This window comes from Kitasatospora sp. NPDC053308 (assembly GCF_055585785.1).
Genome location: NZ_JBVJJY010000009.1, coordinates 130,113 through 157,088 on the forward strand (window position 1 = coordinate 130,113; position 26,976 = coordinate 157,088).

Consider the following 26,976-nt stretch of genomic DNA (forward strand, 5'->3'; position numbering starts at 1 on the left):
GAGCGGCGCGCCGGCCCGGTCCCGGGCCGCCGTCCGCCGCGCGCCGGGTGCGGATCCGGCGCCTGACCGACAGTAGGGAAGCGGGAGTTGTGCGGTAATCCGGCTGGCGGGTGACGTCTCCCTGGTGCTGCCCTCGGGGCCGGGGTGGGGATTTCCCTACCGCCCGACCCCGAGAACTCCTCCTCAGGGGTAGGGGACGCGACTCCACCCTGAGGGGGAGATGACTCCACCCGGAGCACGAGGTCAACGAGCCCGCGCTCGGGAGAAACTGGGTCGGGGCCGGTTCGGGGCGGTCCCGCACGGGGGTTGGAATACGGGGGCTCCTTGCCGGGCGGCAAGCAAGTGCTCGTAGGATGATGCCCGAATCTACTTACCTGCCGACCGGCAAGGGTGTGCCCGCGTGCACGTCCCGGCCGGTCCTGCCGTCGCCCAGCGTCCCGTCCCCCAAGGGCTGCGGTGAACCATGCCCAGGAGGCATCACGAGCATGTTCCACCGACTAGGACACTTCGTCGTTCGCCGTGCGTGGTGGGTGATCCTCGCCTGGGTCGTCGCGATGGTCGCCATCGTCGCGTCGGCCCCGAAGGTCACCTCGCAGACGGACGAGTCCGCGTTCCTGCCCAAGCACTACGAGTCGATCCAGGCGGCGCAGCTCCAGGAGCAGGCGTTCCCGTCCAGCTTCACCCCCGCTGCGCTGCTGCTCTTCGAGCGCACCGACGGCCAGGCGCTGAACGACGCCGACCAGGCCTCGATGGACAAGGTCGTCAACGGCCTCACCGCGGCGCACATCCCCGCCGTCGAGAAGATCATCCCGGTCGACCCCAAGACGTCGAAGTCCAAGGACGGCAAGTACGCGCTGTCCATGGTCGCCATCGACAAGACCAAGATGCAGACCGACGAGTTCCCCGACGCGGCCAAGAAGCTGCGTGAGGAGGGCTCCAAGCTCGCCGACGGCTCCGGGCTGAAGTTCCAGGTCGGCGGTCAGGCCGCCAGCAGCCTGGACCAGAAGGACGCCTCCGGCGCCACTGACGCCATCGTCATGTTCGGCAGCCTGCTGCTGGTCATCCTGATCGTCGGCATCATCTTCCGCAGCATCCTGGCCGGCCTCCTGCCGGTCCTGCTCTCGCTGGTCATCGCGATGCCGGTGGCCAACGGCCTGATCGCCGACGCGATCAAGGTGTTCGACCTGAAGTCCTCGCCGATGACCTCCGCGATCCTGATCATCGTGGTCCTCGGCGTCGGTACGGACTACTTCCTCTTCCTGGCCTTCCGCTACCGCGAGCGGCTGCGCCTGGGCGAGGACCGCAAGACGGCCGTGGCCAACGCGGTCGGCCGGGTCGGTGAGGCGATCGCCTCCGCCGCCGGTGCCGTCGCCGTCGCCTTCGCCGTGCTCGTCCTGTCCAGCCTGGGCATGTTCACCGCGCTCGGCCCGGCGCTGGCCATCGCGGTCATCGCGACCGCCCTGGTCTCGCTCACCCTGGCCCCGGCCGTGCTCGCCGTCCTGCCCGCCAAGGCCGTGTTCTGGCCGGGCAAGAAGTGGATGCAGGAGCCGAAGAACGCCCGCTTCGCCGCGCTCGGCCGGATGACCGGCAAGAAGCCCGGCCTGGTGGCCCTGGTCTCCGGCGGCATCCTGGTCGTGCTGACCCTGGCCGGCGTCAACTACAACGGCACCTACGACCTCTCGGGCAGCTCGATGCCCAAGACCAAGGAGTCGATGGTCGTCCAGGACAAGCTGATGACGGCGTTCTCGGCCGGCGCCGCCGACCCGAGCCACGTCTACCTGACCAGCACCAACGGCGCCAAGCTCGCCGACTCGGCGGTCCAGGACTTCGGCGCCAAGCTCCAGGGCGTGCCCGGGGTCGCCTCGGTCTCCACGCCGGTCGCCCAGAAGGGGATCAACGCCGACGGCACCACCGCGGACTTCACGGTGATGCTGAACGACGCGCCGGCCTCCAACAAGGCGATCGACACCATCGAGAAGGTCCGCGACACCGCCCACGCCTCGGCCCCGGCCGACAGCAAGGCCCTGGTCGGCGGCATCACCTCGGTGTACAAGGACATCAACACCGCGATGGTCCACGACTACACCCTGGTCTTCCCGATCGCGGCCCTGATCATCATGCTCATCCTGGGCCTGCAGCTGCGCAGCGTGGTCGCGCCGTGGTACCTGATGGCCTCCGTCGGCCTCGGCTTCGGCGGCACCCTCGGCGCCACCACCCTGGTGTTCCAGAACATCAAGGGCGAGCAGGGCCTGATGTTCATGCTGCCGATCTTCATCTACCTCTTCGTGGTGGCGATCGGCACCGACTACAACATCCTGATCATCGCCCGCCTCCGAGAGGAGGCCCGCGAGGGCCGCAGCCCGCGCGAGGCGGCCCGCGAGGCCGTCAAGCACGGCGGCCCGACCGTCGCGGCGGCCGGCTTCATCCTGGCGGCCTCGTTCGCGACCTTCATGCTCGCGGGCAACGTGCTCTTCATGGAGCTCGGCTTCTCGCTGGCCTTCGGCATCGTGCTGGCGGCCTTCGTGATGGCGATGTTCTTCACCCCGGCCCTGACCGCCCTGCTCGGCCACCGCGCCTGGTGGCCCGGCCACGCGGACGAGGCGCCGTCCGGCCGCGGCCACGGCGGCGGTCCCGCCCCGCTGGCGGGCTCGCACGACGGCGTGCCGGAGCCGGCCGGCCGGCACTGACCCCGGGCCCGGCCACGGACGGGCTCCCGGGTGGTCCCGGGCCCGCCCCAGGCTGATCCACCGACGGCGCCCCGCTTCGGCGGGGCGCCGTTTTCCCGTTCCCCGGGCGCGCCAAACGTGATCTGTTCAGCGGAAAATCCCCGGTCGCTCGGGGTGCCACCGTGCTACAGTCGAGTCAGTTGCAGTTTTGGTTCCCATGAACGTGTATGTGCGCCTGCTGGTTCCAACCAACAGGCGCATTTGTTTTGTCCGGTGTTTCAGTCTCCGGATGGGGATCGCGGCTACTTGGGGATGCACGAGGTGTGGATCCCTGATGCCCCAGTTTTAGAGGAGACGGTTATGGCTACCGGCACCGTGAAGTGGTTCAACAGCGAAAAGGGCTTCGGCTTCATCGAGCAGGACGGCGGCGGCGCCGACGTGTTCGCTCACTACTCGAACATCGTTGCCCAGGGCTTCCGTGAGCTGTTCGAGGGCCAGAAGGTCGAGTTCGACGTCACCCAGGGCCAGAAGGGCCCGCAGGCCGAGAACATCCAGATCATCGGCTGACGTCAGCCTCACGCTGACTCGCGATCATCGCGAAGCGGGGGCCCGCACCGCACGGTGCGGGCCCCCGTTCATGCCGCCGAACGGCCGGGGCGGCGCACTTCATCCCGACGGCCGACCAGCCCGCAGCGCGGGCTGCCGACCGACGGACGGAGACCCCCCGTGACCACCCCTGCCCGCCCGCCCCGCGACCGCGGCGCCCGCACCAACGACCGCGGCACCCGGAGCACCGACCGCGGCGCCGACCAGGCCCGCCGCCCCGCCGGCGGCGACCGCGCGCGCAAGCCGCGCAACCGCGCCGGCGCCCCCAAGCAGGCCCGCGCCGCCGTCCCCGAGGCCACCGAGTTCACCGTGGTCCAGGGCACCCCGGCCCGCCCGCCGGCGGCCACCTTCGCCGAGCTGGACCTGCCCAAGGCGATCCTCTCCGCGCTCGGCCGCGAGGGCGTCACCGAGCCCTTCCCGATCCAGGCCGCCACGCTGCCCGACTCGATCGCCGGCCGTGACGTGCTCGGCCGCGGCCGCACCGGCTCCGGCAAGACCCTGGCCTTCGGCCTGCCGCTGCTCGCCCGTACCGCCGGGAGCCGCGCCGTCGCCCGGCACCCGCTGGCGCTCGTCCTGGTGCCCACCCGCGAGCTGGCCCAGCAGGTCACCGAGGCGCTCACCCCGTACGCCACCGCCGTCAACCTGCGGATCACCACCGTCGTCGGCGGCATGTCCATCAACCGGCAGGCCAACGCCGTGCGCCGCGGCACCGAGGTCCTGGTCGCCACCCCCGGCCGGCTGGACGACCTGATCGGGCGCGGCGACGTCGACCTGTCCGACGTGGCGATCACCGTCCTGGACGAGGCCGACCAGATGGCCGACATGGGCTTCCTGCCGCAGGTCAGCAAGCTGCTGGAGCAGGTCGCCGAGGGCGGGCAGCGGATGCTGTTCTCCGCCACCCTGGACCGCAACGTCGACCGGCTGGTGAAGCGCTTCCTGAACGACCCGGTGACCCACTCGGTGGACCCGTCGGCCGGCGCGGTCACCACCATGGACCACCACGTCCTCCAGCTCGACCCGACCGACAAGGCCTCCGCCACCGCGCACATCGCCTCCCGCGACGGCCGCGTGATCATGTTCGTGCATACCAAGCACGGCGCCGACCGGCTCGCCAAGCAGCTGCTCGCCAACGGCGTGAAGGCCGCCGCCCTGCACGGCGGCAAGTCCCAGCCGCAGCGCAACCGGGTCCTGGACCAGTTCCGCGACGGCCACGTCACCGCGCTGATCGCCACCAACGTCGCCGCCCGCGGCATCCACATCGACGGCCTGGACCTGGTCGTCAACGTGGACCCGCCGATCGACCACAAGGACTACCTGCACCGCGGCGGCCGCACCGCCCGGGCCGGCGAGTCCGGTACGGTCGTCACCCTCGTGCTGCCCGAGCAGCGCCGCGAGGTCAACCGGCTGATGACGGTGGCCGGCATCCGCCCGACCGTCACCAAGATCCGCCCCGGCGACGCCGACCTGGCCCGGATCACCGGCGCCCGCACGCCGAGCGGCGTCCCGGTCACGCTGGCCGTGCCGGTGGTCGCGGTGGCCGAGAAGCCCGTCGAGGCCAAGTCCGCCACCCCGCGCCGCCGCCCGGGCAAGCGCTCCGGCCTGCCCACCGACGTCGACATGAACGGCAACCCGCGCCGCCCCCGCCCCAAGCAGCGGATCGGCGGCGCCCAGGGCGAGCGGCACCAGGCGGCCGGCTTCATCGGCCGCTCCTCCGGGCGCGCCAAGCCCGGCAGCGGTTCCAAGTCCGGCTCCAACTACGGGACGGGGCGCCAGCGCCGCAAGGCCGACTGACCGCCGCCCCGGCCCCGCCGAACGGGCCCCGCGACCACCCCGCACCGGGGGAGGGCGCGGGGCCCGTTCCGCGTTCCGGGACGCCGTGCCCAGGGGGCGCGTGCCCGCCGCGGTGGAACTGCCGCCCGGGCCGACGGCGCTGATCAGCCCCCGGTCAGGCGGCAGCTGCCGCCGAACTGCCGTTGACGGTCGACCGTGCGACCCCGAGTCTTTCACTCGGCCCACACATTCGACGCAGCGTCAACACGGTTGCGCGAACGGTGAGTTGCCGTCATCAATCCGACCGGAAGGACGACCGTACCGATGCGCCGCACCTCCGCACTGCTGACCACCGCCCTGCTCGCCGGGGCCGCCGCCCTCGCCGCCCCGGCCACCTCCGCCCAGGCCGCGCCCGCCTGTGGCGCCTACGCCGCGGGCTGGAACGCGATCGGCACCTGTACCGGCCTCGACCCGATGCAGACCTGGTCGGTCACCGCCAGCTGCTTCTACTGGAACGCCGACCACACCGTGCAGTTCTCCCGCCCCGCGTTGGGCGGCGTGGCGATCGGCGACGGCTCCGCCTCCGCCTCCTGCGGCTTCGGCGACACCGTGATGTTCCCGCGGGTCGTCCTCGGCGCCGTGCCGCCGGCGGGCCCGACCGGCCAGATCACCGGCTACGCGGACAAGTGCGTCGACGTGAAGGGCGCCAACCTCGGCAACGGCACCCCCGTCCAGATCTACGACTGCAACAACACCTGGGCGCAGAAGTGGCGGATCGGCGTCGACGGCACGATCCGCGCCCTCGGCAAGTGCCTGGACGTGCAGGGCGGGAACACCGGCAACGCCACCCGGGTGCAGATCTACGACTGCAACGGCACCGGCGCCCAGCAGTGGCAGGCCCGCCCGGACGGCTCGCTGCTGAACCCGCAGTCCGGCCGCTGCCTGGACGACCTGGGCTTCTCCACCACCAACGGCAACCAGCTGGGCATCTGGGACTGCAACGGCGCCGCCAACCAGAAGTGGAACCTGCCGGTCTGACGACCCGGCCGGGGGAGAGGACCCGCCTGCGCTCCGCCGCCCCGGCCCCCGCGCCGGGGCGGCGGAGCCGCGTTCAGACGGCGGCGACGGCCGGGGCCGGGGTCGGGGCCAGGGACCGCAGCCGCTCCTTCGTCTCGGCGTCGCGCGGCGCCATCACGATCAGCTGCAGGCCCTCGGCGGCCAGCAGCACGTGCTGGTCGATCCGCAGCTCGCCCACCACCTCGTGGCGGATGAGCTTCTCGGCCCCGCCCCGCTCGGCGACCTGGTGCTCGTCCAGCCAGCGGTCCGCCTCCGGGTACTCGGCGCGCACCTGCTGGATCATCCGGGCCAGGTGGCGCCCCACCGCCGTCGCCTCCCCGCCGCGCTCGGCGTACGCGGACCGCAGCTGGGCCAGGAAGCGGCGGGCGTGCTCCTCCCAGTGCTCCACCCGGGCCCGGTGCACCGCGTTGCCGAACACCACCCAGGCCAGATTGCACTCCTCCGGCGGCCGGCCGGTCAGGCCGAACAGCGCGTCCGCGCCCGGGTTCCAGGCCCGGATGTCCCAGTTGGCGTCCATCACGAAGGCCGGCGCCGGCCACTGTGCCCGCATCAGCCGCAGCAGCGGCACCGGGACGTCACCCGGCGCGGCCACCTCGCCGTCCTGCGGGTGGCTGCCGGCCAGCCGGAACAGGTACGCCGTCTCCGCCCGGTCCAGCCGCAGCGTCCGGGCCAGGCTCGCCAGCACCTCCGGCGACGGATGGATGTCCCGCCCCTGCTCCAACCACGTGTACCAGGTCACCCCCACGCCGGCGAGCAGCGCCAGCTCCTCCCGCCGCAGCCCCGGCGTGCGCCGCCGCACCCCGGGCGCCAGCCCGACGTCCTGCGGGGCCAGCCGGGCCCGGCGGCTGCGCAGAAAGCTCGACAGCGCCGTACGGCGCTCCTGGGCGTCCTCGACGTCCGTCATGTCCCCCGTCCTTCCTGGTAGCCGGACTACCAGTACCCTCACGCACTGCTGCGGCCCGCCCGTTCGCACGAGACTCGATCACGACAACGGACCGCACGCGCAGAGGAATTCCGATGAGCCACCGTCAGCACCGTACTCTCCGCCGCACCCTGGCCGCGGCCGCGTTCACCACCCTGCTGGGAGCCTCCGGCGCACTGCCTGCGGCCGCGCCCGCCGTCGCCTCGCCCGCCTCCGCCTCACCGGTCCTCTCCGCGCCCGCCGCCCCGCCGGTGGCGCCGGCGGACCGCCCGGCGCCGGCCGTGATCACCGGCCGGGCGCCCGGTCTGGTGCCCGAGGCGGGCGCCTGGGACGCCTCCCACCACCGCTTCCTGCTCGGCTCGCTGCGGCACGCCACCGTCTCCGCCGTCGGCACCGACGGGAGCGTGCGCACCCTGGTGCAGGACCCCGCGCTGACCGAGATCGCGGGCCTGCGGATCGACCCGGTCCACCGCCGCGTCCTGGTCACCGACCTCGACAACGGCCTCGGCGAGCGCAGCGGCCCCGCCACCCTCGGGAAGATCGCCGGCATCGGCGCCTACGACCTGGACACCGGCCGGCGGATCTTCCACACCGACCTCGCCGCCGTCGCCGCCGACGGCGGCGGCCACCTGGCCAACGACATCGCGGTCGGCCCCGACGGCACGGCGTACGTCACCGACTCCTTCGCCCCGGTCGTCTACCGGGTGACGCCGGACGGCGCCGCCTCCGTCCTGCTGCGCGACCCGCGGCTGGCCCCCGCCCCCGGGTCGTACGGCCTCAACGGCATCGTCTACCGGGAGGGCCGGCTGGTCCTCGGCAAGTGGGACGACGGCACCCTGTGGCAGGTCCCGCTCCGGAACCCGGCCGCCGTACGGAAGGTCGAGGTGGCCGGCGACGCCGGGGCCCTGCTGCACCTGGACGGCCTGCTGGGCCGCCCGGACGGCTCCGTCGCGGGCGTCACCAACGCCCTCCTGGGGGCCGGCCGCGACGCCGAGGTCGAACTGCGCTCCGACGACCACTGGCGCACCGCCCGCCTCACCGCCGTCCGCCCCTCCGCCGACGCCACCCCCACCGCGCTCATCGCCGGCCCGGCCGGCCGCGTCTACCAGCTCTCCGCCGGCCTCGCCGACGCCCTCGCGGGCCGGCCGTCGGACACCTTCACCCTGCGCCGGATCTGATCGGCGGCGGGCCGCCTGACGGCCCGGCTCCCGTTCGACCGGGCGCCGGGCCGTACGCGATCCGCCTGCGCGGTGGACCAGGGTTAGCACCCTGGCGCGCTTCGCCTCCGACCTCGGCGAGCACAGCATCCTGGATCACGCGTGAGGGACCGCTCCCCGCTCAGGCGGTGAGGGCCGGGCGCGCCCGCGCCGTGTGGCGGGCCCGGTCGTAGCGCTCCAGGAGCAGGGTGGCCAGCTCGGGGGCGGGGCCGAGGACGTCGGCGAGGACGTCGGCCCCGGCCGAGGCCGCGGCGATGCGGTCGGGCAGGCGGCCGGGGGCGAGCAGGTAGGGGGCGACCGCCGTCCGTTCGGCGCCGGCGGCGCGGAGGGCGGCGAGGGCGTCGGGGACGCGGGGGCCGGCGGCGGAGGCGTAGGCGACCTCCACGGCGGCCCAGCCGCGGGTGCGCTGCCACTCGGCGGCCACCGCGCGGGTGGCGGCGTCGGCGGCCGGGTCGGAGGAGCCCGCGGCGGCCAGCACCACGCCGGTGCGGGCGCGGACGGCCGGCGCGGCGACGTCCAGGCCGGCCTCGGCGAGCCGGCGGTCCAACGCGGCCGGCAGCAGCGGGGACGGCCCCAGCACGTCCGCCACCGGCAGGCGGGAGCCGGCGGCGCGCAGCGCGGCGGGGATGTCGTGCTTGGCGTGGAACGCCCGGTTCAGCAGCAGCGGGACGGCCACCGCGTCCGCCAGCCGTGCGAGCACCTGCGGGATCCGCGGTGCGCAGTGGTCCAGGTACGCGGTGGCGACCTCGGTGCCGGGCCGCTGCGCCCGCACCTCCTCGACGAGGGCGGCCACGGACGCGGCGTGGCGCGGGTCGCGGCTGCCGTGGGCGATGAGGAGGAGGGCGGGCGTCATCGGCGGTGCCTCACTTGCCGGCGGCCAGCAGGCCGCGGTTGCGCAGCACCCGGCGCTCGACCGGGGTGAACACCAGCAGCTCGATGGCGATGCCGACGAACAGGATCAGGACGATGCCGAGCAGCACCCCGGACATGTCGGAGAACTCGCGCTGGTCCTCCAGGAACCGGCCGAGGCCGCGGCCGAGGTCGGGGGAGGAGGCGACCAGCTCGGCGGCCATCAGCGAGCGCCAGGAGAACGCCCAACCCTGCTTGAGGCCGGCCAGGTAGCCGGGCAGCGCGGCCGGGATCAGCACGTGCCGGGCGCCGGCCAGGCCGGTGGCGCCGATGGTGCGCCCGGCCCGCAGGAACAGCGGCGGCACCTGGTCGATGCCGGCCACCAGGCCGTTGGCGATCGAGGGGACGGCGCCCAGCAGGATCACCGCGTACATCATCGAGTCGTTGATGCCGAGCCAGATCACCGCGGCCGGCACCCAGGCGACCGAGGGCAGCGACTGCAGGCCCTGCAGCACCGGGCCGATCGCGGTGCGCACCGGCCTGACCCGGGCGACCACCAGGCCGATCGGGGTGCCGATCACCACGGCGAGCAGGAAGCCGGACAGGCCGCGCCACACGCTGGTCCAGATGATCGAGAACAGCGTGCCCTGGTACCAGAGCTCCTGCGCGGAGTGCCAGACGTCCAGCGGGCTGGGCAGCTTGTACGAGGAGGTGAGGTGCAGGCTGTACGCGCCCTGCCACAGCGCGAGCACCACGAGCACGCCGATCAGCGGCGGCAGCGCCTTGGTCCGCAGCGCCTGGCCGAGGCTGCCGCGCTGGGCGGTGACGGCGTCGAGGGCGTCCAGGCCGGCGCCGACGTCGGCGGTGTCGGTGCTGCCGGCGGCCTTGTCCAGGACGGGGGTGGTGTCAGTGCTGGCCATGGCGACGGATCTCCCCACGCAGTTCTTCGGTGATCTCGATGGACAGGTCGGCGACGCCCGCGGACTCGATGCGGCGCGGCTGCGGCAGGTCGATCCGCCATTCGCGGGCGACCCGGCCGGGGCGGGAGGAGAGCAGGACGACGCGCTGGGCCAGGCGGACGGCCTCGCGGACGTTGTGGGTGACGAACAGGACGGACAGCTGCCGCTCGGCCCAGATCCGGGTGATCTCGTCGTGCAGCACGTCGCGGGTGATGGCGTCGAGCGCGGCGAACGGTTCGTCCATCAGCAGGACCTTGCTGCCCTGGGCGAGGGCCCGGGCCATCGCCACGCGCTGGCGCATGCCGCCGGAGAGCTCGTGCACCCGCTTGTCGTACGCGCCCTTGAGGCGGACGAGTTCGAGCAGCCGCTCGGCCTCGGCACGGCGTTCGGGGCGGGGCAGGCCGGCCAGCTTGAGGGCGAGTTCGACGTTCTTCCCGGCGGTGAGCCAGGGGAACAGGGCGTGCTCCTGGAACATCAGGGCGGGACGGCCGCCGGGCACCTCGATGCCGCCGGCGGTGGGCTTGTCGAGGCCGGCGACCAGGTTGAGCAGGGTGGACTTGCCGCAGCCCGAGGCGCCGAGCAGGGTGACGAACTCGCCGGGCGCGACGTCGAGGGTGATGTCGTCCAGGACGTGGGTCTGGGCGCCGGGGCGGCCGAAGGACTTGTGCACGTGCGAGATCCGGACGGCGGGCGCGCCGCCGTGGGCGCCGGCGCCGGGGGAGGCGGGCGCCGAGGTGGTCAGTGCCGAGGTCATCCGGGCACCTCCTGCGTGAGTGGTCTGCGTGGGCTGCGGGTCGGGGCCGTGGCCCGGGCCCCGCCCGCTCCGGTGGGCATCGATCGGGGATCGACCGGACGGGCGGGGGCCGGACCGCGGAGTCGGGGCCGAACGGCGGAGTCGGGGCCGAACGGCGGTGGCCCGGGAGTTACTTGGCGCCGAGTCCGGCGTCCGACACGGGCGCCTGGCCCTGGGCGGCGAGGACCTTGTTCAGCAGGGTGAGGTCGTAGATGCCGTTCAGGTTGGGCTTCTTGAGGAGCCCGGCGGTGACGGCGTGGTCGGCCTCGGCCTGCAGGGTGTTCGCCAGCGGGTCGTCCAGGAAGTCGATGTCGGCCCAGGCCGGGTCGAGGACGGCCGGCTCCAGCGCGTTGCCGGCCTCCTTCCTGATCGCCTCGTTGGCGTCGGACTTGGCCTTGTCGGAGTTCGCCTTGATGAAGGCGTTGGTCTTCACCGAGCCGCGCAGCACGGCCTCCACCACGTCCGGGTGCTCCTTGAGGAACTTCTGCGAGACGATGATGTTGGTGATCACGAACTTCTTGTCCGGCCAGACGTCCTTCTCGTTGAGCAGGACCTTCGCGCCGAGTGTGACCAGCTTGGAAGCGGTCGGCTCGGGCACCCAGGCGCCGTCGATGGAGCCGGACTTGTAGGCGTCGGGGGTGACCTTGTTGTCGGTGCGCACCACCGAGACGTCGCCCGCGCCGGAGGCCGCGTCGACCTTGTAGCCCTTGCCCGCGAGGTAGTTGAGCAGGGCCACGTCCTGGGTGTTGCCCAGCTGCGGGGTGGCGATCTTCTTGCCCTTGAGGTCGTCCAGCGAGGGGACCTTGTCCGGGTTGACCACCAGCTTGACCCCGCCGGAGGCCGAACCGCCGATGATCTTCAGCGACTGGCCGTCCGACTTGGTGTAGCCGTTGATCGCGGGGGACGGGCCGATCCACCCGATGTCGATCGAGCCGGCGTTGAGCGCCTCGATCTCGGCGGGGCCCGCGTTGAAGACCTGGGTCTTGATCTGGGTGCCGCCCAGCTCCTTCTGGAAGATGCCCTCCTGGAGGCCGACCAGCGGGGTGCCGTGGGTGAGGTTGGCGAAGTAGCCGATCTTCACGGTGTCCGCCGACAGCTTGGCGCCGGAGCCCGCGGCGGTGGCCGCGGCCTTGGCCTTGTCGTCGGACTTGTCGGCCTTGGAGCCGTAGCTGCAGGCCGACAGCAGGGCCACCGCGGTCAGGCCGGCCGCGGCGGCCGCCGCGGTGCGTCTGATCCGGCCGGCGTTGGGGCGGGTGCGGGTATGGGGGCGGGACGGGGCCTGGTTCGGTGCCATGGTGAGTCCTGTTCGCGGACGGACCGTCAGGAGGCGGTCTCGGGAGGACGGTTCGGAAGGTGGTGCACGCGGCAGCGGGTGCCGGGGCAAGCCGGGCGGCTGTGGGGGAAGACGGCCCGGTGACAGGGCGTTCTCAGCCCTGTCGGCCCGCACATCGGGTCAAGCCGCCCTGGCCGCTGCCGAGGACGCCGCTGCCGATGCGGCCGCCTTCCTTGTCCATGCCCGAGAACGCCTCGCTGGGCATCAGACCCAGTCCTCCTCGTCGGGTGCGTCGGGTGCGTCGGTCCCGCGTACGGTCCCGAAGGCCTCGCCCGCCATGCCGGCGGTGAGGGTGGTGCCGTCGGCCGGGTCGATCAGCAGGAACGAGCCGGTGCGGCGGTTGTCGGCGTAGCTGTCGAGGGCCAGCGGCTCGGCGGTGCGCAGCGTCACGTGGCCGATGTCGTTGACGTTCAACCCCTCGGCGCCGCTGCGCCGTTCGAGCGTGTCGATGTCGATCCGGTAGGAGATCTCCTTGACGAGCGCGCGCACCGTGCGGGTGGTGTGCTTGAGGAGGACCTTGTCGCCGGCGCGCAGCGGTCGCTCGTTGAGGTGGCTGACGGTGGCCTCGATGTCCTTGGTGGGGACGGGGGCCGGGCCGGCGGCGAGGAGGTCGCCGCGGGAGACGTCGAGGTCGTCGGCGAGGCGGACGGTGACCGACTGCGGGGCCCAGGCGATGTCCGTTTCGCGGCCGAGGACGTCGATGCCGGTGACGGTGCTGGTGTGGCCGGAGGGCAGCACGGTGACCGGGTCGCCGACGCGCAGCACGCCGGAGGCGAGCTGGCCCGCGTAGCCGCGGTAGTCGGGGTGCTCCTCGGTCTGCGGGCGGATCACGTACTGGACGGGGAAGCGGGCCGGCTCGGCGCTCGGGTCGCTGCCGACCGGGACGGTCTCCAGGTGCTCCAGCAGGGTCGGGCCGCCGTACCAGTCCATGTGGGCGGAGGGCTCGACGACGTTGTCCCCGGCGAGCGCGGAGATCGGGACGGCCAGCACGTCCTTGACGCCGAGCGAGGCCGCGTAGTCGGTGAACTCGGCGGCGATGGCGGCGAAGACGGGCTCGGCGTAGCCGACGAGGTCCATCTTGTTGACGGCGAGGACGACGTGCGGCACGCGCAGCAGGGCGGCGACGGCGGCGTGCCGGCGGGTCTGCTCGACCACGCCGTTGCGGGCGTCGACCAGGACGACGGCGAGCTCGGCGGTGGAGGCGCCGGTGACCATGTTGCGGGTGTACTGCACGTGGCCGGGGGTGTCGGCGAGGATGAAGCGCCGGCGGGGGGTCGCGAAGTAGCGGTAGGCGACGTCGATGGTGATGCCCTGCTCGCGTTCGGCGCGCAGGCCGTCGGTGAGCAGCGCGAGGTCGGGCGCGTCCTGGCCGCGGCCCAGGGAGACGCGCTCGACGGCCTCCAGCTGGTCGGCGAGCACGGACTTGGAGTCGTGCAGGAGGCGGCCGACCAGGGTGGACTTGCCGTCGTCGACGGAGCCGGCGGTGGCGAAGCGCAGCAGCGAGGTGGCGGTGCCGGTCTGGATCATGTCGGCCCGGGTGGTGCTGGTCATGGTTAGAAGTACCCCTCGCGCTTGCGGTCTTCCATCGCGGCCTCGGAGAGCTTGTCGTCGGCGCGGGTGGCGCCGCGCTCGGTGAGGCGGCTGGCGGCGATCTCGGCGATGACGGCCTGGATGGTGGTGGCGTCGGAGTCGACGGCGCCGGTGCAGGACATGTCGCCGACGGTGCGGTAGCGGATCAGGCGGCGCTGGACGGGTTCGGTGTCCTTGGGGCCGCCCCACTCGCCGGCGGTGAGCCACATGCCGTTGCGGGCGAAGACGTCGCGCTCGTGGGCGTAGTAGATCTCGGGGAGCTCGATGCCCTCGCGCTCGATGTACTGCCAGACGTCGAGTTCGGTCCAGTTGGACAGCGGGAAGACGCGCACGTGCTCGCCGGCGGCGTGGCGGCCGTTGTAGAGCGACCACAGTTCGGGGCGCTGGCGGCGCGGGTCCCAGGCGCCGAACTCGTCGCGCAGCGAGAAGACGCGCTCCTTGGCGCGGGCCTTCTCCTCGTCGCGGCGGCCGCCGCCGAAGACGGCGTCGAAGCGGTTGGTCTCGATGGCGTCGAGCAGCGGGACGGTCTGCAGCGGGTTGCGGGTGCCGTCCGGGCGCTCGCGCAGCCGGCCGTCGTCGATGAAGTCCTGGACGTGGGCGACGTGCAGGCGCAGGTTGTGCTCGGCCACGACGCGGTCGCGGTAGGCGATGACCTCGGGGAAGTTGTGCCCGGTGTCGACGTGCAGCAGGGAGAACGGGACGGCGGCCGGCGCGAAGGCCTTCAGCGCCAGGTGCAGCATGACGATGGAGTCCTTGCCGCCGGAGAACAGGATCACCGGGCGCTCGAACTCCCCCGCGACCTCGCGGAAGATGTGCACCGACTCGGCCTCCAGGGCGTCCAGGTGGGACAGCGCGAAGGGGTTGTCCTCGGTGCGGACGGGACTGTCGGTCGCGGTGGTCATGCCAGGCCCCTCTCGGTCAGGAAGGCGTGCAGCTCGGCGGCGCTCTCGGCCACCTCGCGGCCCTGGGTCTGCAGTCGCAGCTCGGGGTCCACGGGCGCCTCGTACGGGTCGTCCACGCCGGTGAGACCGGAGATCTCGCCGGCCGCCTGCTTGGCGTACAGGCCCTTGACGTCGCGTTCGGCGCACAGCTCGACCGGGGTGGCGACGTGGATCTCCAGGAACTCGGTGCCCGCCGCGGCGTGCCGCGCGCGCACGGCGGCGCGGGAGTCGGCGAACGGGGCGATCACCGGCGCGAGGACCTTGACGCCGTTGGCGGCGAGCTTCTCGGCGACGAAGCCGATCCGGGTGACGTTGGTGTGCCGGTCCTCGCGGGAGAAGCCGAGGCCCTTGGAGAGGAACTCGCGGATCTCGTCGCCGTCCAGGACCTCGACCTTGTGGCCCTCCGCGCGCAGCCGCTCGGCCAGCGCGAAGGCCAACGTGGTCTTGCCGGCGCTCGGCAGCCCGGTCAGCCACACGGTGGCGCCGCGCTCGCAGGGGGCGGCCGCGGGGGCCGCCTCTGCGGCTCCGTCGGCGGCCAGGGTGTTCGCTGTCACGGGCTTCCTCACGGGGTCGTTGACGATGGGTCGGTGGGCGGATGTCAGAGGTGGATGCCGCACTCGGTCTTGCCGGAGCCGGACCAGCGGCCGGCCCGGGCGTCCTCGCCCTCGGCGGGCTTGCGGGTGCAGGACAGCGGCGAGCAGCCGATCGAGGTGTAGCCCTCCCACAGCAGCGGGTTGAGCAGCACGCCGTGGGCGGCGACGTAGGCGTCCACGTCCTCCTGCGTCCACCGGGCGATCGGGGCGATCTTGACCTTGCGGCGCTTCGGGTCCCAGGCCACCACCGGGGTGTTCGCCCGGGTCGGCGACTCGTCGCGGCGCAGCCCGGTGGCCCAGGCGTCGTACCCGCCGAGGCCGCGGTTCAGCGGCTCGACCTTGCGCAGCGCGCAGCACAGGTCCGGGTCGCGGTCGTGCAGGTTCGGCCCGTACTCGGCGTCCTGCTCGGCCACGGTCTTCAGCGGGGTGAGCGTGATGACGTTGACCGGCATGGTCGCCGCCACCGCGTCCCGGGTGCCGATGGTCTCCGGGAAGTGGTAGCCGGTGTCCAGGAACACCACGTCCACGCCGGGAAGCACCGTGGAGGCGAGGTGCGCGACCACCGCGTCCTCCATCGAGGAGGTGACGCAGAAACGCTTGCCGAAGGTGTCGGCGGCCCACTGCAGGATCTCCTGCGGGGTCGCCTCCTCCAGCTCGCGGCCGGCCCGGACGGCTGCCGCCTCGTCATCAGTCGCGGTGCTGCTCATGGGACGTACCCCCGTGGTCGGTCGGTGACAGCAGGCCGAGGAACTTCAACTGGAAGGCCCGGCGGCACCCGTGGCACTCCCAGGCGCCGTGACCGGCCTCCGAGGGGCGCAGGTCCTCGTCCCCGCAGTACGGGCAGAAGAACGGCGCGGCTCGCTCACTCATCGCCCACCTCGCTGCGCTCGGCGTTCGCTTCGCGAACAACGCCCTGCCCTGTTGGTTCGCTCGCTCATTGCCCACCTCGCTGCGCTCGGCGTTCGCTTCGCGAACAACGCCCTGCCCTGTTGGTTCGCTCGCTTCGCTCGCTCACGACAACTGCTCCTCGGTCGCCCGGGCCGCCCACTGGGCGAAGCGCTCGCCTGCGGCGCGGTCGGCCTGGTAACGGGTCAGCAGCCGCTCGACGTAGTCGGGCAGGCCGGCGCTGGTGACCTTGAGGCCGCGGACCTTGCGGCCGAAGCCGGCCTCCAGGCCGAGCGCGCCGCCGAGGTGCACCTGGTAGCCCTCGACCTGCCGGCCGTTCTCGTCGGTGACCAGCTGGCCCTTGAGGCCGATGTCGGCGACCTGGATGCGGGCGCAGGCGTTGGGGCAGCCGTTGATGTTGATGGTGAGCGGCTCGGTGAACTCCGGCAGGCGCTGCTCCAGTTCGTCGATGAGCGTCTGGCCGCGCCCCTTGGTCTCGACGATGGCGAGCTTGCAGTACTCGATGCCGGTGCAGGCCATGGTGCCGCGGCGGAACGGCGACGGGGTGACGCGCAGGTCGAGCGCCTCCAGGCCGGCCACCACCGACGCGACGTGCTCCTCGGCGATGTCGAGGATCAGCATCTTCTGCTCGGCGGTGGTGCGCACCCGGTCGCTGCCGTGGGCGGCGGCGAGGTCGGCGATCCGGCCGAGCAGCTTGCCGTCGACCCGGCCGACGCGCGGCGCGAAGCCGATGTAGAACCGGCCGTCCTTCTGCTTGTGCACGCCGACGTGGTCGCGCCAGCGGGCGGTGGGCTCGGCCGGGGCGGGGCCGTCCACCAGCCGGTACTTGAGGTACTCGTCCTCCAGGACCTGACGGAACTTCTCCGCGCCCCAGTCGGCGACCAGGAACTTCAGCCGCGCGCGGTTGCGCAGGCGCCGGTAGCCGTAGTCGCGGAAGATGCCGATCACGCCGCCGTAGACGTCGGCCACCTCGTCCAGCGGGACCCAGGCGCCGAGCCGCACGCCCAGGCGCGGGTTGGTGGACAGGCCGCCGCCGACCCACAGGTCGAAGCCGGGACCGTGCTCGGGGTGGACCACGCCGACGAAGGCGACGTCGTTGATCTCGTGCGCGACGTCGAGCTGCGGGGAGCCGGAGACGGCGCTCTTGAACTTGCGCGGCAGGTTGGAGAAGTCCGGGTTGCCGATGAAGCGGCGCTGGATCTCGTCGATGGCGGGGGTGCCGTCGATGATCTCGTCCTCGGCGATGCCGGCCACCGGGGAGCCGAGGATGACGCGCGGGGTGTCGCCGCAGGCCTCGGTGGTGGACAGTCCGACGGCCTCCAGCTTCTGCCAGATCGCCGGGACGTCCTCGATCCGGATCCAGTGGTACTGGATGTTCTGCCGGTCGGTCAGGTCGGCGGTGCCGCGGGCGTACTGCTCGGAGACCTCGGCGACGGCGCGCAGCTGGGCGACGGTCAGCCGGCCGCCGTCGATGCGGACGCGGAGCATGAAGTACTCGGCGTCCAGCTCGTGCGGCTCCAGGATCGCGGTCTTCCCGCCGTCGATGCCCTCCTTGCGCTGGGTGTAGAGCCCCCACCAGCGCATCCGGCCGCGCAGGTCGGCCGGGTCGATCGAGTCGAAGCCGCGGTGCGCGTAGATCGTCTCAATGCGTGTCCGCACATTGAGACCGTCGTCGTCCTTCTTGAACTGCTCGTTGGCGTTCAGCGGCGTGTAGTGGCCCATGCCCCACTGGCCCTCGCCGCGGTGGCGGGTCACCTTGCGGGCCGCGGCGGGGCGGCGCTCGGCGGGGCGGTCGGCCGTGGGCTCGACGGTCTCGGGAGAGGTGGCCATGGTGAAGTCCTTCGGGGCAGGTGGCGCTGGCGCCGGTGGGGTCGCTGGGCGTGCTCAGCCCTGCGGTGCTGCTCTGACCTGCGGGTTTCTCAGGACCGGGAGGGCAGTGACCGAGGCCGGGCGGGCGCCTGCGCATCCGTTGCGGCGGGATGGCGGGAACGGGTGGCGCCGGGTGCGGTGGTGCGGCGGGGATGGGCTCAGGTCACCGGACAGATGGCGCTGGACACGCGAAGGAGATCGACGTGGAGTCGACCTACTAGGGTGGTTCCGGCGCTACGCATGGCAAGAGATTCGCACGGCCCGGGACTCGCGGTCCACTAACATCCGCATGCTGGACGCTGATGTTCCGTCATGTGGGACGCTGCGGAGTCCCCGCCGCTCCCCGCCCGGGCGGCCCGGCCACGCGACCACACCCCGGCGAGATCAACCGGAGCGCCCCGGCCCGATACGGTTGGCCCTGTGCAAGCAGCAGGCGATACGAGCAGACCGAACCCCGAACGGCCCTCCCGGCGCCGGGGCAAGGGCTCCCGGCGCGCGGCCAAACAGGCCACCTGGCGCCGCACGGCGTGGGAACTGGTCAAGGACACCACCAACACCTGCGTCGAGTACCGGGTCACCGGCCTCGCCGCGGAGGCGGCCTTCTTCACGCTGCTGTCGATCCCGCCGCTGCTGCTCGGTCTGGCCGGCACACTCGGCTACCTCGACGAGTTCGTCGGACAGGGCACCATCGCCGGGCTGAAGAAGAGCATCCTCTCGGCCTCCGGGACGGTGCTGTCGGACTCCTCCGTCAACGAGGTCGTGGTCCCGCTCCTGAACGGGGTGTTCGACCGCACCCGGCCCGACCTGGTCTCGATCGGCTTCCTGCTGTCCCTGTGGTCCGGCTCCCGAGCCCTCTACATCTTCATCGACACCATCACCGTCATGTACGGCCTCGACGGCAAGCGCGGCATCGTCAAGACCCGGCTGATGTCGCTCAGCCTCTACTTCGGCGCGCTGGTGATCGGCTCGCTGGTGCTGCCCCTGCTGATGCTCGGGCCGGGGCTGCTGGAGAACGCGGTGCCGGGGGTGTCCGGACTGGTCGGCGTCCTCTACTGGCCGGTCGCGATCGTGCTGCTGACCGTCTCGCTGACCACCCTCTACCACTTGGCCGTCCCGGTCTCGACCCCGTGGCGCGAGGACATCCCCGGCGCCCTGGTGGCCCTGGTGGTGCTGGTCTTCTGCAGCATCGGACTGCGGGTCTACCTGGTCAGCTCGGTCGAGGGCCCCTCGGTGTACGGCTCGCTGGCGGCGCCGGTGGCCGTCCTGCTGTGGATCTTCGTGGTCGCCCTCGCCGTCCTCATCGGGGCCGCCATGAACGCCGCGATAGACCGCCGCTGGCCCACCCTGGAGACCGCCGACGCCCGCGCCGAGAACGAGCGGGCGCACGAGGAGGCGGCCGCCGCCGTGGTCCGCGAGGTCGCCGCCCGGCGGGCCGTCGAACGGGCCCGGCGCGCCCGCGAGCTCGGGCTCGCCGAGGGCGCCGAGGAGGAGTGGGGCGAGGAGGACGGCGAGGACGTCGACGTGCCCTCCGAGTACCCGGAGCGCTGGGCCGACGTCCTGGCCGCCGACAACCTGCGCGGCCGGCTCACCGCGCGTGGCGGGCCGCACCACCGGCCCGCCCCGCCGCCGCCGGACAGCGACCGGCCGTCCGGGCCGCCGCCGGGGCCGCCGTCCGGTCCGCCCGGGCCGCCCGGGCCGCCCGGGCCGTCCCCGGTGCCGCCGGGGCTCTCCGGCCCGCCGGGCGGTGCGGGGCCCTCCGCGGGCCCGGGGTACCCGCCGCGACCGCCCCGGCCGCCGTGGGAGCAGCGGTAGCCGGGCGGGGATCGGTCGGTCGACCGTCGAACGGGCAGGGCCTCCTCCGCGGGTGCGGGGGAGGCCCTGCCCGTTTAGTGCGGGTGCGGGTACGGGCGCGAGTCCGGAGGCCTGAGGTCTACCGGGCCGAATTCGGGGGGTAGCCGTACTGCGGGGTCGCGCTGTGGGGGGTCGCGCTGTGCGGCGTCGCGCTCTGCGGGGCGGCCCACTGCGGTACGGCCGACTGCGGGGTGGCGGGGATCGGGGCCGCCGGGGTCGGGGTGGGGCTCCCGGGCGCCGGGTCGTTCCCCGCCGGGCTGCTCCCCGCCGAGTCGGTCCCGTCCCGGTCGCCTCCGCTCGGGCGGCCCCGGGCCGGGAGCGGTTCGGGGGAGGGCTGGGCGGGCTCCAGCGCGGTGCGCCCGGAGGAGTCGCTCAGCTTGATCAGCAGCGCGACCATCAGCCAGTTCGCCAGCAGGGAGGAACCACCGGCGGCCAGGAACGGCAGCGCCTTGCCGGTCAGCGGGACGAGCCCGCTCACCCCGCCGACCACCACGAAGATCTGCAGGGCCAGCGCCGCCGACAGGCCGGTGGCCAGTAGCTTGCCGAACGGGTCGGTCAGGCCGACGGCGGTGCGCAGACCGCGCTGGATCAGCAGCACGTAGACCAGCAGCACCGCCGTGACCCCGGCGAGCCCCAGCTCCTCGCCGATGGTGGTGAAGATGAAGTCGCTGCGACCGGCGAAGCCGATCAGCCAAGGCCGGCCCGAGCCCAGGCCGGTCCCGGTCAGGTGCCCGGTGCCCAGGCTGAACAGCGCCTCGGCGGGCTGCTCGGAGATGGCCTTGTCGTGCACCGGCTTGTAGTAGTCGAGCGGGTGGAGCCAGGCCTCGACACGGCCGTGCACGTGCGGCTCCACGGTGCCGACCACGGCCGCGCCGCCGACCGCCATCAGCAGGCCGAGCACCACCCAGCTGGTGCGCTCGGTCGCCACGTACAGCATCACGATGAAGACGCCGAAGAAGATCAGCGAGGTGCCGAGGTCGCGTTCGAAGATCAGCACCAGCAGGCTGACCACCCAGATCGCCAGCACCGGCCCGGCGTGCCGGCCGCGCGGCAGGGTCATCCCCCAGACCTTGCGGCCGGCCAGGGCGAGCGCGTCCCGGGAGGCCATCAGGTAGCCCGCGAAGAAGATCGTGATCGCGACCTTCACGAACTCGTCCGGCTCGAAGGAGAGCCCGAACAGCCGGATCCAGCGCTTGGCGCCGAAGCTGTCGCTCGGCGAGGCCACCGGCGCGGCCAGCAGGATCAGCGCGCCCGCCATCAGCAGGTAGACGTAGCGCTGGAAGAAGCGGTGGTGCTTGACCAGCACGATCAGCGCGATCGCCGCGGCCACCGAGATGAACACCCACATCAGCTGCGAGGGCGCGGCCGGGAGCTTCTGGTAGTCGCCCTTGGCGCTGTGCGCGGCCTTGTAGCTGAAGTCCAGCCGGTCCAGCAGCACCAGCCCGAAGCCGGTGAGGAAGACGCCGAGCGGGAGGATCAGCGGGTCCGCGTACGGCGCGAACCGGCGCACCGCCAGATGCGCCACCCCGGCCAGGGCGCCCAGCGACAGGCCGTGCACCAGCAGACCGGGAGGCAGGGAGCCGGTCAGCGCCAGAGCGGCGTCGACGTGCCCCGCCAGACAGACGACCACCGCGAACACCAGCAGTCCCAGCTCGATGTTGCGGTGGCGCGCGGCCAGTCGGCGGCCCTCGCCGCGTGCAGTGCTGTGCACCTCGTGTCGTCCCCTTGTCACCCCACGCGGCGGGATTCGCCGACGGGCATCCTGCCAGACGTCCGGGGCCCTGCCGCGGTTGCGGACGGTGGGGTTTCGAGGGCAGAACTTTGCCTGGGCAAAGCCTTGATGGTGTTCGGTAAAGCCTTGTTCAGGGGCGGGTATAGAGGCGGGCCCCGCGCGCGGCGGGCCGGCCCCGCGGAGCCATCATGGCCGGGCGCCGCGGCGTCCGCCGGCTCGGCGGTGGCGGTGGTCGCGGCTTCGGCTGTGGCTGCGGCCGTGGCTGTGGCTATGGCTGTGGTGGCGGTGCGGTTGCGGCTGTGGCTTCGGGTTCGGCTTCGGGTTCGGTGAGGTGGGCGGACGGATGAACGGTGTGCTGGACGGCCCGGCGCAGGGCGCGGTCTCCGCACTCGCCTACAGCGGGCCGCCGCCGTGGCAGTGGTCCGACCTGGTCACCTCCTGGACGGCCGAACCGCTGGTGCTCGCCCTCTCCGCGCTGCTCGGCGCCTGGTACCTGGCCGCGGTGCGCACCGTCCACCGCGCCGGCGGCGAACGCTGGCAGCCCACCCGCACCGTCGCCTTCCTCGGCGGACTGCTGCTCTGGATCTGGTGCACCTGCTCCGGCCTCGGCGTGTACGAGCGGATCCTGTTCACCGACCGGGCCGTGCAGGTCGTGCTGCTGCTGATGGTCGTCCCGCTGCTGCTCGCGCTCGGCGCGCCCGTCTCGCTGCTCGTCCGGGCCGCGCCGCCGGCCCGGCGGGAGCGGATCCTGCGGGCGCTGCGCAGCCGCCCGTCCAAGGTGCTGATGTTCCCGGCCGTCTCCACCGCGCTGCTGATGGCCCCGCCGTGGCTGCTCTACTTCACGCCCTGGTACGAGGAGTCGGTGTCCAGCGCCGCCGGGAACCTGCTGCTGCACCTGGCACTGGTGCTGCTCGGACTGGCGTACTTCTGGCCGCGGCTGCAGATCGACCCGGTCGGGCACGAGTACCCGCACTTGGTCGGGCTGTTCATCACCTTCGCCGAGGTGATCTTCGACGCCGGGCTGGGGATCGTGCTGATCTACGGCGGCCACTTGGTCGCCGAGCACTACTACGCGGCGCTCGGCCGGCCGTGGGGGCCGAGCCTGGCGCAGGACCAGACCTGGGGCGGCAACGCGTTCTGGGTCCTGGGGGACCTGGTCGGGCTGCCGTTCCTGGCCGCGCTGGTGCGGCGGATGGTGGTGCAGGGCCGCGAGGAGACCCGAGCCGTGGACGCCGAGCTGGACGCGCGCTTCGAAGCGGCGGCCGAGCGGGCGCGCGCGACGGGGCAGCCCGAGGAGGAGGAGACGGGCATGCGGCCGTGGTGGCTGGACGACCCGAACCTCAAGCACCGGTACGGCGGCTAGGTCCTGACCCGGCAGGGGTGTGCGCGAGGGCCCGCGAGGGGCGTGCGCGAGGGCCCGCGAGGGGCGTTTCCGCAGGTCGAAAATGGGTTGGCGGGGGCAGGGGGCTCCGCTAGCGTGTGACGTGTTCGGTTCGGGGGCCCATCAGGTCGCCCGAGGAGCAGAGAGCAGGAGGTGAACCCCCGTGGTCGTTGTCGCCCGGATGGCTGCCCAGGGCAGCACTCGCGTTCATCTCCTCTTCCCGGCCGCCGGCTGAGCCCTTTCGCGCCAGCCGTAGCCCGCCGGGACCATCTCCTCCCGAAGGGCCACTGCGTTGTCCGACGCTGCCTCCGTTCCGTCGTTCTCCTCTTCTTTCTCCTCTGTCTCTTCCTCCTCGTCCCCCGGTTTCGCCGACGGCTTCGCCGACGGCGTCGCGCCGACCGGCTCGGCGCCGACCGGCTCGGCGCTGACCGACTACGGCTGGACGGCCGAGCTCGACGAGCTGTTCGCCCCGCTCGGCGAGGCCGGGCTGCTCCCCGCGCGGATCGTCCGGGTCGACCGCGGCCAGTGCGACGCCGTGATCGCCGACCCGGAGACGGGCGAACCGCGCACCGTCCGCTTCGACACCCGGCCGGTGGGCGACGCCGACATGATCAACTGCCCCTGCACGGGCGACTGGGCCGCCGTGGACCTCCACGCCCAGCCGATGGCGGCCGTCGCCGCGCTGCTGCCGCGCTCCACCGCGATCATCCGCAAGGTGGCCGGCAAGCGCTCCGACGGCCAGGTGCTGGCGGCCAACGTCGACACCGTGCTGATCGCCTCCTCGCTGGCGAGCGATCCCGACCTCGGTCGGATCGAGCGCTTCCTGGCGCTGGCCTGGGAGTCGGGCGCCGAACCGCTGGTCGTCCTCACCAAGGCCGACCTGGTGGACGACGCCGACTTCATCCGGTCCGACGTCGAGGCGGTCGCGCCCGGGGTCACGGTGCTCGTGGTGAGCGCCGAGACCGGCGAGGGCATGGACGTACTGCGTGCCTGCACCCCCGGCACCACGGCGGTGATCGGCCAGTCCGGCGTCGGCAAGTCCACGCTCACCAACGCGCTGGCCGGCGCCGACGTCATGACGGTCCAGGAGGCCCGCGCGGTCGACCAGAAGGGCCGGCACACCACGACCACCCGCGAGCTGAACCCGCTGCCCGGCGGCGGTGTGCTGATCGACACCCCCGGGCTGCGCGAGGTCGGCCTCTACGGTGGCGAGGGCGTGGACCTGGCCTTCGCCGACATTGCCGGACTGGCCGAGGAGTGCCGCTTCCACGACTGCGGGCACCACACCGAGCCCGGCTGCGCGGTGCGGGCCGCCCTGGAGGACGGCAGCCTGCCGCAGCGCCGGATGGACAGCTACCTCAAGCTCCAGCGCGAGAACGAGTGGATCGCCTCGCGCACGGACGCCCGGGTGGCCAAGGCCCGGCTGCAGAAGTGGAAGGCGATCACCAAGTCGATGCGCGCCGCGGGAGGTCCGGTGAAGCGCTGACCGGTCGACCGGCGGTCGGGTCGGAATGTCCTCCGGGCCCGCCGACCGCCGTCGGGCCGGGCGGGCTCCGTCGGGCCCGCCCGGCCGCCGTGGGCCGGCCCTCCGTGCCGGCCGGCTCAGCGGAGGTCGGCCACCAGACGGAAGCGCTGGAGGACCAGCGGGGTGGTGTCGTCCACAGTGAACCCAGGGTCGTCGAGGGCGGCGAGCATCTCCGGGCTGCGCCAGAACCGCTCGTGCCCCGCTCGCCACTCGGCCACGCTGCCGTAGCCCTCGCCCTCGTCCAGGGCGTGCTGCAGGTCGACCTCGGCGAGCGGGACCACCCGGACGTCCGTGGTCTCGATCACTGCCACCCGGCGGCCGTCCGAGTCGAGGACGGCGGCCCGCTCACCGGGCTTCGGCAGGGGCTCGTTCTCGTGCTCGTAGTCGGCGACCAGGCCGGTGGTGCTGGTCTTGGCGCCGCTCAGGACAGCGGCGACCAGCTGGTCCCGCAGCGGGCCGGGGAAGGCGAACTCCTCCGGCGGCAGGGCGGCGACCCGCGGGTCCTCCGGGCCCGCGTAGGAGTGGTCGACGGACCGGGTTCCTGGCTGCTCGCTCATGGGGCGAGCGTAGCCGCGGCCCGATCGGTCGGCCGGTGAATTTCGGGCGGGGCACGGTCGAGCAGGGCAGGCCAGGGCCGGGGAGGGCTGGGCAGGGTCGCGCACGCGGGGCACGGTCGAGCAGGGCAGGCCAGGGCCGGGCAGGGCCGGGGAGGGGCGACGGGTCGGTCACGGCCGGGCGGGGTAGGTCACGGCCGGGCCGGGCTGCAGGGCCCCCGACGGCGATGTCCGATTCCCGCCAGTCACCCCTCGCCCGATCCCGCAGACTGGACAGCGTGATCGACGACGACATCCGGTACCGAGCCGTGGACAGCCGTGACGCCCGCTTCGACGGCGTCTTCTTCACGGCCGTCACCTCCACCGGCATCTACTGCCGACCGAGCTGCCCCGCCGTGACCCCCAAGCGCGCCAACTGCGTCTTCTACCCCAGCGCCGCGGCCGCCCAGGGCGCCGGCTTCCGGGCCTGCCGCCGCTGCCGCCCCGATTCGGTGCCGGGTTCCCCCGAGTGGAACCACCGCGCCGACCTGGTCGGCCGCGCGATGCGGCTGATCGGCGACGGCGTGGTGGACCGCGAGGGCGTCGCCGGCCTGGCCGGCCGCCTCGGCTACAGCTCCCGCCAACTGCAGCGCCAGCTCACCGCCGAGCTGGGCGCCGGCCCGATCGCCCTGGCCCGCGCCCGTCGCGCCCAGACCGCCCGGCTCCTCCTGCAGACCACCGAACTGTCCGTCACCGACATCGCGTTCGCGGCCGGTTTCGCCTCCGTCCGCCAGTTCAACGACACCGTCCGCGAGGTCTACGACCGCACTCCCAGCGGCCTGCGCGCCGAGGTCGCGGCCGGCCGTCGCACCGCGACCCCGACCGGCGGGCTGACCCTGCGCCTGGCCTACCGCGGCGCGCTGGACAGCGACCACCTGATCGACTTCCTCGCCCTGCGCGCCGTCCCCGGCGTGGAGGAGGTCGTCCCCGGCGCGCGCCCCGGCGTCCGCACCTACCGGCGCACCCTCGCGCTGCCCTACGGCCACGGCATCGCCGAGGTCGACGGCCTGCCGCCGGGCGAGCCGCGCACCCGCGGCTGGCTGGACTGCCGGCTGTTCCTCGCCGACCTGCGGGACCTGCCGACCGCCGTCCAGCGCCTGCGCATCCTCTTCGACCTGGACGCCGACCCGCTGGCGGTCGACGACCAGCTCGGCGCGGACCCGCTGCTCGGCGCCCTGGTCCGCGAGCGCCCCGGGCTGCGTTCGCCGGGACACGTGGACCCGCACGAGCTGGCCGTGCGCGCCGTCCTCGGCCAGCAGATCAGCGTCGGCGCCGCCCGTACCCTGGCCGGTCGGTTGGCGGAGAAGTACGGCACCGCGCTGCCCGAGCCCAACGGAGGCCTGCGCCTGCTCTTCCCGACCGCGGCGGCGCTCGCCGCCGCGGACCCGGAGGACTTCGCGATGCCCGCCGCCCGGCGCCGCGCGCTCACCGGGCTGTGCGCGGCCCTGGCGGAGGGCGCGGTCCGGCTCGACAGCGGGGTCGACCGGGAGGAGGCCGCGGCCGAGCTGCTGGCGCTGCCCGGGATCGGCCCCTGGACGGTCGGCTACCTGCGGATGCGGGCCCTCGCCGACCCCGACGTCTTCCTCCCGAGCGACGTGGGCGTCAAGCACGGCCTCGTCCGGCTCGGCGCCGCCGGTGACCCGAAGTCCGCCGCCCGCGCGGCCGAGGCCTGGGCCCCGTGGCGCTCCTACGCGGTCCACCGGCTGTGGGCCGGCCCCGCGACCATCAGCACCGGAACGGAGAGCACCGCAGCATGAGCACTACCGAGCACGTCCCGAGCGAGCACGTCCCGAGCGAGCACGT

23 protein-coding genes are annotated in these 26,976 nt (G+C 73.4%); 9 read left to right on the forward strand and 14 right to left on the reverse strand.

Annotation, left to right across the window (positions count from 1 at the left end; genetic code table 11):
- The first annotated feature begins 485 nt into the window (after positions 1-485).
- The 4 genes from ACZ6Y7_RS21460 (at position 486) to ACZ6Y7_RS21475 (ending at position 6,080) form a co-directional block, all read left to right on the forward strand.
- Positions 486-2,687 (forward strand): MMPL family transporter, encoded by a 2,202-nt coding sequence (locus ACZ6Y7_RS21460; protein ID WP_465759495.1) that lies wholly within the window; start codon positions 486-488, stop codon positions 2,685-2,687.
- Positions 2,688-3,026: 339 nt separating this feature from the next.
- Positions 3,027-3,233: a cold-shock protein gene (locus tag ACZ6Y7_RS21465; protein ID WP_049657493.1), complete on the forward strand. Its 207-nt coding sequence runs from the start codon at positions 3,027-3,029 to the stop codon at positions 3,231-3,233.
- A 159-nt stretch (positions 3,234-3,392) separates the two neighbouring features.
- Positions 3,393-5,063, forward strand: coding sequence for a DEAD/DEAH box helicase (locus ACZ6Y7_RS21470; RefSeq protein WP_465759496.1), 1,671 nt, complete (start codon positions 3,393-3,395; stop codon positions 5,061-5,063).
- A 303-nt stretch (positions 5,064-5,366) separates the two neighbouring features.
- On the forward strand, positions 5,367-6,080 hold the full coding sequence (locus tag ACZ6Y7_RS21475) for a ricin-type beta-trefoil lectin domain protein (protein WP_465759497.1): 714 nt from the start codon (positions 5,367-5,369) through the stop codon (positions 6,078-6,080).
- A 73-nt stretch (positions 6,081-6,153) separates the two neighbouring features.
- Here ACZ6Y7_RS21475 and ACZ6Y7_RS21480 read toward each other — a convergent pair whose 3' ends face one another.
- Positions 6,154-7,023 (reverse strand): helix-turn-helix transcriptional regulator, encoded by an 870-nt coding sequence (locus ACZ6Y7_RS21480; RefSeq protein WP_465759498.1) that lies wholly within the window; start codon positions 7,021-7,023, stop codon positions 6,154-6,156.
- 113 nt (positions 7,024-7,136) lie between these two features.
- Between ACZ6Y7_RS21480 and ACZ6Y7_RS21485 the strand changes: the two genes are divergently transcribed.
- A complete protein-coding gene (locus ACZ6Y7_RS21485; protein ID WP_465759499.1) occupies positions 7,137-8,219 on the forward strand; it encodes a hypothetical protein in 1,083 nt (360 codons plus the stop codon).
- A gap of 160 nt (positions 8,220-8,379) precedes the next feature.
- Here ACZ6Y7_RS21485 and ACZ6Y7_RS21490 read toward each other — a convergent pair whose 3' ends face one another.
- The 11 genes from ACZ6Y7_RS21490 to ACZ6Y7_RS21540 all read right to left on the reverse strand — a co-directional run bounded on the left by ACZ6Y7_RS21490 (position 8,380) and on the right by ACZ6Y7_RS21540 (position 18,333).
- Positions 8,380-9,111, reverse strand: coding sequence for a sirohydrochlorin chelatase (locus ACZ6Y7_RS21490; protein WP_465759500.1), 732 nt, complete (start codon positions 9,109-9,111; stop codon positions 8,380-8,382).
- 10 nt (positions 9,112-9,121) lie between these two features.
- Positions 9,122-10,027: an ABC transporter permease gene (locus ACZ6Y7_RS21495; protein WP_465759501.1), complete on the reverse strand. Its 906-nt coding sequence runs from the start codon at positions 10,025-10,027 to the stop codon at positions 9,122-9,124.
- Complete coding sequence (locus ACZ6Y7_RS21500; protein ID WP_465759502.1) at positions 10,014-10,820, reverse strand: ABC transporter ATP-binding protein; 807 nt, start codon at positions 10,818-10,820, stop codon at positions 10,014-10,016. The genes ACZ6Y7_RS21495 and ACZ6Y7_RS21500 overlap by 14 nt, the downstream gene beginning before the upstream one ends.
- Before the next feature lie 169 nt (positions 10,821-10,989).
- Positions 10,990-12,153, reverse strand: coding sequence for an aliphatic sulfonate ABC transporter substrate-binding protein (locus tag ACZ6Y7_RS21505; protein WP_465759503.1), 1,164 nt, complete (start codon positions 12,151-12,153; stop codon positions 10,990-10,992).
- A 243-nt stretch (positions 12,154-12,396) separates the two neighbouring features.
- Positions 12,397-13,743: a sulfate adenylyltransferase subunit 1 gene (locus ACZ6Y7_RS21510; RefSeq protein ID WP_465759504.1), complete on the reverse strand. Its 1,347-nt coding sequence runs from the start codon at positions 13,741-13,743 to the stop codon at positions 12,397-12,399.
- Positions 13,744-13,745: 2 nt separating this feature from the next.
- A complete protein-coding gene (cysD, locus tag ACZ6Y7_RS21515; RefSeq protein WP_465759505.1) occupies positions 13,746-14,684 on the reverse strand; it encodes a sulfate adenylyltransferase subunit CysD in 939 nt (312 codons plus the stop codon).
- Positions 14,681-15,262, reverse strand: coding sequence for an adenylyl-sulfate kinase (gene cysC, locus ACZ6Y7_RS21520; RefSeq protein ID WP_465759677.1), 582 nt, complete (start codon positions 15,260-15,262; stop codon positions 14,681-14,683). The genes cysD and cysC overlap by 4 nt, the downstream gene beginning before the upstream one ends.
- Positions 15,263-15,321: 59 nt before the next feature.
- The gene (locus ACZ6Y7_RS21525) at positions 15,322-16,023 is read right to left on the reverse strand and encodes a phosphoadenylyl-sulfate reductase (RefSeq protein ID WP_465759506.1); all 702 of its coding nucleotides are present in this window, start codon (positions 16,021-16,023) and stop codon (positions 15,322-15,324) included.
- On the reverse strand, positions 16,004-16,186 hold the full coding sequence (locus ACZ6Y7_RS21530; protein ID WP_359826007.1) for a hypothetical protein: 183 nt from the start codon (positions 16,184-16,186) through the stop codon (positions 16,004-16,006). The genes ACZ6Y7_RS21525 and ACZ6Y7_RS21530 overlap by 20 nt, the downstream gene beginning before the upstream one ends.
- 141 nt (positions 16,187-16,327) lie before the next feature.
- Positions 16,328-18,052: a nitrite/sulfite reductase gene (locus ACZ6Y7_RS21535; RefSeq protein ID WP_465759507.1), complete on the reverse strand. Its 1,725-nt coding sequence runs from the start codon at positions 18,050-18,052 to the stop codon at positions 16,328-16,330.
- A 197-nt stretch (positions 18,053-18,249) separates the two neighbouring features.
- The gene (locus ACZ6Y7_RS21540) at positions 18,250-18,333 is read right to left on the reverse strand and encodes a putative leader peptide (protein ID WP_373313697.1); all 84 of its coding nucleotides are present in this window, start codon (positions 18,331-18,333) and stop codon (positions 18,250-18,252) included.
- 178 nt (positions 18,334-18,511) lie between these two features.
- Here ACZ6Y7_RS21540 and ACZ6Y7_RS21545 point away from each other — a divergent pair, with 178 nt between their 5' ends.
- Entirely contained in the window at positions 18,512-19,903 is a 1,392-nt protein-coding gene (locus ACZ6Y7_RS21545; RefSeq protein WP_465759508.1) for a YihY/virulence factor BrkB family protein, read from the forward strand.
- A gap of 118 nt (positions 19,904-20,021) precedes the next feature.
- Here the strand turns inward: ACZ6Y7_RS21545 and ACZ6Y7_RS21550 are convergent, their stop codons facing one another.
- A complete protein-coding gene (locus ACZ6Y7_RS21550; RefSeq protein ID WP_465759509.1) occupies positions 20,022-21,653 on the reverse strand; it encodes an FtsW/RodA/SpoVE family cell cycle protein in 1,632 nt (543 codons plus the stop codon).
- A 364-nt stretch (positions 21,654-22,017) separates the two neighbouring features.
- Between ACZ6Y7_RS21550 and ACZ6Y7_RS21555 the strand changes: the two genes are divergently transcribed.
- Positions 22,018-23,037, forward strand: coding sequence for a cytochrome c oxidase assembly protein (locus tag ACZ6Y7_RS21555; RefSeq protein ID WP_465759510.1), 1,020 nt, complete (start codon positions 22,018-22,020; stop codon positions 23,035-23,037).
- A 310-nt stretch (positions 23,038-23,347) separates the two neighbouring features.
- On the forward strand, positions 23,348-24,541 hold the full coding sequence (gene rsgA / locus ACZ6Y7_RS21560; protein ID WP_465759511.1) for a ribosome small subunit-dependent GTPase A: 1,194 nt from the start codon (positions 23,348-23,350) through the stop codon (positions 24,539-24,541).
- A 116-nt stretch (positions 24,542-24,657) separates the two neighbouring features.
- On the opposite strand, the gene ACZ6Y7_RS21565 is transcribed toward rsgA, so the two are convergent.
- Entirely contained in the window at positions 24,658-25,137 is a 480-nt protein-coding gene (locus ACZ6Y7_RS21565; RefSeq protein WP_465759512.1) for an ASCH domain-containing protein, read from the reverse strand.
- A gap of 224 nt (positions 25,138-25,361) precedes the next feature.
- On the opposite strand from ACZ6Y7_RS21565, the gene ACZ6Y7_RS21570 reads away from it, so the two are divergent.
- On the forward strand, positions 25,362-26,930 hold the full coding sequence (locus ACZ6Y7_RS21570) for a DNA-3-methyladenine glycosylase 2 family protein (protein ID WP_465759513.1): 1,569 nt from the start codon (positions 25,362-25,364) through the stop codon (positions 26,928-26,930).
- Positions 26,931-26,976 lie beyond the last annotated feature (46 nt).